6 protein-coding genes and 1 pseudogene are annotated in these 7222 nt (G+C 57.5%); 6 read left to right on the top strand and 1 reads right to left on the bottom strand.

Annotated features, from left to right (window positions below; all coding sequences use genetic code 11):
• Window positions 1-87, top strand: a pseudogene (locus tag AC0AP0_RS06885) (peroxiredoxin); the annotation flags it as partial.
• A gap of 120 nt (window positions 88-207) precedes the next feature.
• Entirely contained in the window at window positions 208-1959 is a 1752-nt protein-coding gene (locus tag AC0AP0_RS06880) for an FAD-dependent oxidoreductase (RefSeq protein ID WP_490429853.1), read from the top strand.
• A gap of 157 nt (window positions 1960-2116) precedes the next feature.
• Here the strand turns inward: AC0AP0_RS06880 and AC0AP0_RS06875 are convergent, their stop codons facing one another.
• A complete protein-coding gene (locus AC0AP0_RS06875; RefSeq protein WP_490429852.1) occupies window positions 2117-3130 on the bottom strand; it encodes a LacI family DNA-binding transcriptional regulator in 1014 nt (337 codons plus the stop codon).
• A 426-nt stretch (window positions 3131-3556) separates the two neighbouring features.
• On the opposite strand from AC0AP0_RS06875, the gene AC0AP0_RS06870 reads away from it, so the two are divergent.
• The 4 genes from AC0AP0_RS06870 to AC0AP0_RS06855 form a co-directional block, all read left to right on the top strand.
• Window positions 3557-4702, top strand: a complete 1146-nt coding sequence (locus tag AC0AP0_RS06870; protein ID WP_490429851.1) for an ABC transporter substrate-binding protein — start codon at window positions 3557-3559, stop codon at window positions 4700-4702.
• 35 nt (window positions 4703-4737) lie between these two features.
• Window positions 4738-5736, top strand: a complete 999-nt coding sequence (locus AC0AP0_RS06865) for a carbohydrate ABC transporter permease (protein WP_490429850.1) — start codon at window positions 4738-4740, stop codon at window positions 5734-5736.
• A gap of 175 nt (window positions 5737-5911) precedes the next feature.
• On the top strand, window positions 5912-6601 hold the full coding sequence (locus AC0AP0_RS06860; RefSeq protein WP_490429855.1) for a carbohydrate ABC transporter permease: 690 nt from the start codon (window positions 5912-5914) through the stop codon (window positions 6599-6601).
• Window positions 6602-6646: 45 nt separating this feature from the next.
• The coding region (locus tag AC0AP0_RS06855) for a glycoside hydrolase family 36 N-terminal domain-containing protein (RefSeq protein WP_490429854.1) at window positions 6647-7222 on the top strand (576 nt) is incomplete at its 3' end.

Genomic DNA, 7222 nt, shown 5'->3' with positions numbered 1-7222 from the left:
GAGCACGGCGATCAGGTCTGCCCTGCCAAGTGGGAGCCCGGCGAGGACACCATCGAGCCCAGCCTGGATCTGGTCGGCCAGCTCTGATCCGCAGCTGCCAACATCGGGAACTCGCAGATCGGAAGCGACCAGGGCGGGTTCCCTTTTCTGTATTCACGACCAGCATCCAAAACAGCACATCCGTGCATTCCTTCGGAAGAGGCATTCATGACGGAAGACAAGAATCTTTATGACGTGGTCATCATCGGTGGCGGCCCTGCAGGCCTGAGCGCAGGACTCTACCTGGCTCGGGCGCGGTATCGCACCCTGATCCTGGAGAAGGACGACTTCGGCGGCCAGATCACCATTACGGCAGACGTGGTCAACTACCCGGGCGTGGCCAGCACTGACGGCCGCAAGCTGACCGAGACCATGCGCCAGCAGGCCCAGAACTTCGGAGCCGAGTTCATGAGCGCCGAGGCCACAGGCATCGAGGCCCAGGGCGACATCAAGGTGGTCCACACCTCCCGGGGCGATCTGCGCACCTTCGGCATCCTGATCGCCACCGGCGCCAGCCCCCGTAAGATCGGCTTCCAGGGCGAGCAGGAGTATGCAGGCCGCGGCGTGGCCTACTGCGCCACTTGCGATGGCGAGTTCTTCACCGGGCGTGAGGTCCTGGTGGTCGGCGGCGGGTTTGCGGCAGCTGAGGAGTCGGTCTTCCTGACCAAGTACGCCACCAAGGTGACCCTGCTGGTGCGCGAGGAGGACTTCACCTGCGATGCCGCCGTGGCTGACGAGGCCCGGAACAACGACAAGATCGAGATCCACTACTCCACCGAGCTCAAGGGGGTCTCCGCTGGCCCCGGCGGGCTGGTCGAGGCTACCATCCTGGACCGCAAGAGCGGGCAGACCACCACCTGGAAGCCCCAGGACGGCGGCACTTTCGGCGTCTTCGTCTTTGCCGGCTACGTGCCCCAGACCGGTATGCTCAAGGGCGTTGTGGATCTGGATGACCACGGCTACGTGCTGACCCACGACTACCTGGAGACCTCGGTGCCGGGCATCTACGCCGCCGGGGATCTGCGGGTCAAGAACCTGCGCCAGGTCATCACCGCCACCTCCGATGGGGCTGTGGCCGCCGTGGAGCTGGAGCGCTACGCCTCCAACATGTCGGACAAGACCGGCCTGGTGCCGCCGCGTCCCGAGGATTCCCCCTACGCCCGCTCCGAGCGGCAGGCCGAGAACTCCGCCCTGGCCTCGGGCACCTCGCCCGCGCCTGTGGCCCAGGAGCACGACCAGGCCCCGGCCAAGACTTCCGGCTTCTTCGGGCCGGACATCCGCAAGCAGTTGGACATGGTCTTCGGCAAGATGACCGGAAAGCTGGAGCTGGCCCTGGACCTGGACGGCAGCCAGGTCTCCAAGGAGCTGGAGGCCTTTGTGGACGAGCTGGTCGGGCTCTCCGGCGGCAAGCTGACCTCCAGGGTGGACTCCCGCACGGATGAGGACGGCAAGGATTACGATCCCGCCGGTGACCTGCCCGATGCCCGGCCCAGTGTGCGCATCTGCCGGTTGGACGATCAGGGCGTCTCCCAGCCGACCGGGTTGGCCTTCCATGGCGTGCCCAGCGGCCACGAGTTCAACTCCTTCGTCCTGGCCCTCTACAATGCGGCGGGCCCCGGCCAGCAGGTGGATCAGCCCACCTCGGACCGTATCGATGCCATCAAGGACCAGGTGGACGTGATGATGCTGGTCTCCCTGACCTGCACCATGTGCCCGACCACGGTCCTGTCCGCCCAGCGTGTGGCTGCCCAGAACGGCAAGGTGCGTGCCGAGGCTTACGACCTGGCCCATTTCCCCGAGCTGAAGGACCAGTACCAGGTCATGAGTGTCCCCTGCATCGTAATCCGCAAGGACGGCCAGGAGACTGTGGAGTTTGGCAAGAAGTCGGTTCCCGAAATGCTGGATCTGATCGGGGCCTGACCCTGGGTCCGAGCCTGAACAGAGTCTGAAAGGGCGCTGGTGTCACTGCTTTTCTGGCAGTGACACCAGCGCCTTTTCTGATATATGTTGCAGGTCTGCATTGGTGAAAAACTATGGATATTATCCGGAACTTATACAGTTTGATTAGGTTGCCGTATCAGCAGCCGCAGGAGTGACGGATGACCAGATCCGCCTTGATCAGTTGCACGTCAGGGACCTGGTCCGGATCCAAGGCCGCATTCATGGCACAGGCGGCGATTTTTTGGGTGTCCTGCTGCATGGTGGTCAGCTGCGGCCAGGTGTAGAGGGAGTCGACGGTACCGTCGAAGGAGACGATGGCCACGTCCTCGGGAATGCGTAGCCCGCGCTCATGCAGGGCCCGGAGTGCGCCCATGGCCTCCATGTCGGAACCGGCGAAAATGGCCTGGGGCTGGTGGTCGCTGTCCAGTAGCTTAAGCGTCGCCTGATACCCTCCTTCGCGAGTGAAGTAGGACCGTATGATGCGGCCGGCCGGCAGATTGTTGTTCTGATGGGCGGCATACCAGCCCCGCACGCGATCATCGGTCCGGTCCTCCTCAGGGCCGCCGTAGAGCATGTCCACGCTGCAGAACTTATGCCCTATCAGGTGTTCGGTGGCGGTCATGGCCGAGGAATAGAAGTCAGTTGAAACGCTCTTGGCGTTCATGACCCTCCGAGGCTGATCCATAAAGATGAATCGGCTCTGGTCGAGGGGCGCCATGCTGATTTGGTCGTAGGTGCGCGAGGTTGAAAGGAAAATGGCATCAACATTGCGTTCGATCAGTTTGCTGATTGCATCCTCTTCCAGGTCCGGGTCCCCTTTGACGTTCATGAACATCAAGGAATACCCGTGGCGGGATGCGGCCGATTGCAGCTCGTTGTAAATGCCGGCGCTGAAAGGGTTGGAGGAGTCCGGGACGATGACGGCCATCATCTTTGAAAACCCGGTACGCAGTGCGCGGGCAGTGGTGTTGGGGCGGTAATCAAGCAGCTTGGCCGCGCGCCGCACCTTTTCTGAAGTTGCCGGCGCAACCCTTCTTGGCCCGTTGTTGAAGACATAGCTGACCACAGCAGTCGAAACCCCCGCCAGCCGTGCCACATCAGCCCTGGTGGCCCGCTTCTGGCGTTGTTGATTTGTAGACGTCTCTGTCATGATTGCCCCCATTCCTGACGGTGAGACCCAGTTTAGTAAAAATATCTAAAGAATGATTTACACGAGTAGATTATATCAAGGCATAGCCAGCTTTGGAAATATTGGATGAGCAAGATTTTATGACTCCTCTTTTAATAACTCAATAATAAGAACGATTTAGAGGTCCATGAAAGTTGCTTGATTCGGATTTGCTCGTCGTACAGGAATTTGACAGTATAATCTACACGTATATACTCGGATATACCAAGACGGCGCAGTCGGTTGATAACTGTGACGCCTCATGGAAATAAACGACCTACAAAGGAGTGGTTGATGAGGAAAGGCAAAATGGTCATCGCAGGCCTCTGCTGTGCGCTTGCACTAACACCTTTGGGTGCATGCGGCGGATCGTCATCAGGCTCGAGCGGTACCAAGACGATTGAATTTATGACCATGCAGTCGACGGGTACGCCTCAGCTGAAAGTCATCACCAAGCTGGCCAGGGCTTTCGAAGCAAAGAATCCTGACATCAAGATCAAGGTTGATCCAGGTACCAATAACAACGAAAATGACATCAAAGTCCGTCTGGCTGGCCACAATCCGCCGGATATCTGGGCTACGCACGGTTGGTCCCGTGACCGTTATGGCAACTTCCTTGAGCCCATGCAGAACCGTCCCTGGGCCAAGAGATTGAAGCCGTTGGGGAATGCTGTGTACAAGACCTCCGATGGCAAGTTCTATGCTCTGCCTGCAGATATTCAGGTTTCCGGCATACTGTACAACGAAACCGTTCTGAAGAATGCCGGAATTGATCCCAAGTCCATCACTACTTGGGATGCCTTCAAGAAGGCCTGCGATACACTCAAGGCCGCCGGGCAGACGCCGATTATTACCTCGCCCAAGGATCCCGGTCCCAATGGCAGCATTGCCGATTTCATCCTTCCAGGCATGTATACGGAGAGCGAGCTGAAAAGCCTGAAGAACGGACAATTCAATACCAAGGTCTACGAGAAGTACGCAACCATGGTCAGCGATTGGAGGGATTCCGGTTACTTTAACGTGGATTACACCTCAGCGACGCTTGACGATATCGCCAGGCTGATGGCCGCTGATAAGGCTGGCTTCTTCTTCCGGTCGAACACGAACGCGCAGTTGATCGAATCCTATAACCCTAAGGTCAAGCTGGGCATGATGCCTGTTCCTTCTAGCACGGGCAAGCCCTACTTCTCGACTGGCGAGGACATGCTGACCTTCGGCGTATCCAAGACCAGCAAGAACAAGGACGCCGCAATAAAGTTCATTGATTTTATTGCTGAGCCCGCCAACCTGCAGCAGCTGGTGAATGTCAGTATGAACAATTCAGCCTTGACTGGCGTCAAGTCAGCCCTGGGCCAGTTCCAAGAGACCTACGACTACTGGATGAATGATCAGAAGACTAAGACCGTACCCCTCTTCGACAGGACCTATCTGCCCGGCGGCATGTACAACACCCTGGCTAAGTCCACAGATGGGCTGATCACCGGTCAACTGAATCCACAGAGCGCTGCCGATCAGGCAAAGACCTCCTTCGACAGTCTCCAAACAAAGAAGTAATCGCTTAATTCGGGAGATATATAAGGAGCGCAGAAATGGCTGATGACACGAATCGGAGTGTAGTCAACCAGCCCACCAGGGGAGCAAATGGGGCGGGCGTGGACCCAATCCCCAGCTCTCCCTGCAAAAAGGCTGAAACGGGCACTGTGGTGGTGCATCGGTACAAGAAGTTCGCTGGTTCGTCCATCAATCTCTTTTACCTGCCTGCTGTGGTGCTGCTGGTGGTATTCATCATCTACCCATTGATATCAGGCATCGAGCTTTCCTTTACTAATTGGGATGGTTATGACGATGCGAAGGCATTCATCGGCTTTGACAACTACAAGCAGATGTGGACTGATGCGAATTTCAAACAAGTGGTGGTGAACACATTCATCTATGGCATCGGCAGCACTGTTGTGCAACAGGTGCTGGGTCTGGCGTTGGCGCTCCTGCTCAATGCCAAGATCAAAGGCCGTACCCTGATTCGTGCCATAATCTATCTTCCCGCCCTTGTGGCTCCTGTGGTCATGGGAATCATGTACTACTTCATTTTCCAGTACCAGCAGGGAGCCTTGAACGCCATGCTGACTGCCATGGGGTTCCACAAGGTCGCCTGGTTTAACAACGCCGGGTTCTCGGTAGCCATTATCGTTCTGGTCAATTCCATACAGTTCGTCGGCATATCCATGATTATCTACTTGGCCGGTCTGCAAACCATGGATCAGGAGGTTGTTGAGGCCGCCGAGGTCGATGGGGCCCATGGATGGAAGAAATTCTGGAATATAACCCTTCCTCTGTTGGCACCTTCATTCACGACCAGTGTGGTGCTCAACCTTATCGGCGGCCTCAAGCTTTATGACATCGTCAAAGTGCTGACCAACGGAGGTCCTGGCTATGCGACGAACTCGATCTCCACTTACATCGGAATCACCTACTTTGACAATCAGACTGCAGGATATGCCTCTGCCATCGGGGTATTCCTGTTCATTCTGATCGCCATAGTGACCTGGCTGGTCAATAAGGGCTTGGCCAAGCTGGACTGGGAGGCCTGAGATGAGTCGAAACAGCAAGTTTTCTGAGAAACATACGGCGGCTCGGGCATACAGCAGGGGAAGGTGGGCTATCTATCTTTTCCTGGTCATCGTCTGCATTTGCCAGCTACTTCCCTTCTACCTGGCTATTACAACATCGTTTAAACCTTCTGATGATCTGTCGCCCTCCGTGGTTATGCGCACGCATGACCTGGCCTGGAGCAATTGGTCGGAGGCCATTGGCGAGGGCGGCATCCTCCACGCTGTTCTGAACAGCGCCATTGTGACTGTTGGGGCTACCTTCCTGGTTTGTGTGTTTGGCGCAGCCGCCGCCTATCCGCTGGCACGCCGGATGACTAGGTGGAACAAGTATGTATCCGCCTTCATCCTGTCCATGATGATGATTCCTCCTATGAGCATCATGGTGCCGCTGTACAGTTTTCTGGTCAAAATCGGCGGAATCAATAACTACTGGGGAATTATTCTGGTGCTGACCGCCCTGAAGTTGCCTCTGTCGGTCTTCCTCTATACGGCTTTTATCAAGGCGATTCCTCCGGCTATTGATGAGGCTGGTGCTCTGGACGGCGCCACCCATTTGCAGGTGTTCGGCCGTCTGATTCTGCCAATGCTCAAGCCAGTTACCGCAACGGTGATTATCATGACAGGTTCTTCCGTCTGGAATGAATATGCCCTGTCGAGCTATATTCTTACCGATCCACAGGCCCAGACCATCGCCCCCCGCGTGGCCTCCTTCTTCTCGGCTAACGCAAACAATCTTGGCATTGCCGCGGCCGCAGCCCTGATCGCCGCTGCTCCAATTGTGGTGGCGTACATGTTCCTGCAGAAGTACTTCATTGCGGGCATGGTCGCGGGTTCGGTTAAGTAATTGAGGTAGAAAACCGATCAAGCAATAAAGGAGTTGGTGACACCCATGATTGTCTTCCCGGGGAATGACCTTGGTGGGCCCGAAACTACTCGTCTGGCACTGGCCTCCCCACGGCCTGGCGGGGATCTGCCGAAGGTGCTGGGCGTGCAGGCTGCACCATGTTTCGACGGCTGCGGAGGTGCGGAGGTGACCAACCTCAATACTTCCCTCCTGCTTGAGCACGCTACAGGAGTCTACCTGCATCCCGGCCTGACCGGGCATCGGATCGCCCAAGACCCCGAGGGTATCCAAGCCGGGCGCTCATGGTCGCCTCGATTCCTGGTGGAAGGCCAGCCCGAGCAGACCGACAACTCGCTAACCATCAAGGCCCGTGACGAGGATGCCCAGCTTGCGCTGGAGACCAGGGTGGAGGCCATGGCCGGCGGTTCCCTGCGGATTCGCCACACCCTGCGCAACCTGGGTGCCGATTCTTTCCTGCTGGAGGGTCTGGAGGTCCGCCTGCCCCTGGACGACCAGCAGACCCAGATTCTGGACTTCGCCGGCAGGCACGAGCGTGAGCGCAGCCCCCAGCGCCATGACCTGGCCGACGGGGCCTGGGTGCGCGAGTTCCGCTGGGGCCGC

The sequence above is a fragment of the Bifidobacterium sp. POST2/T3 (B1) genome (assembly GCF_058197115.1).
This window is presented reverse-complemented; position numbering and strand designations above follow the sequence as displayed.

Coding starts and splice junctions, on each gene's coding strand:
- AC0AP0_RS06860 (WP_490429855.1), top strand. CDS start 5,912: ATGCGCACGCATGACCTGGCCTGGAGCAATTGGTCGGAGGCCATTGGC.
- AC0AP0_RS06865 (WP_490429850.1), top strand. CDS start 4,738: ATGGCTGATGACACGAATCGGAGTGTAGTCAACCAGCCCACCAGGGGA.
- AC0AP0_RS06880 (WP_490429853.1), top strand. CDS start 208: ATGACGGAAGACAAGAATCTTTATGACGTGGTCATCATCGGTGGCGGC.
- AC0AP0_RS06870 (WP_490429851.1), top strand. CDS start 3,557: ATGACCATGCAGTCGACGGGTACGCCTCAGCTGAAAGTCATCACCAAG.
- AC0AP0_RS06875 (WP_490429852.1), bottom strand. CDS start 3,130: ATGACAGAGACGTCTACAAATCAACAACGCCAGAAGCGGGCCACCAGG.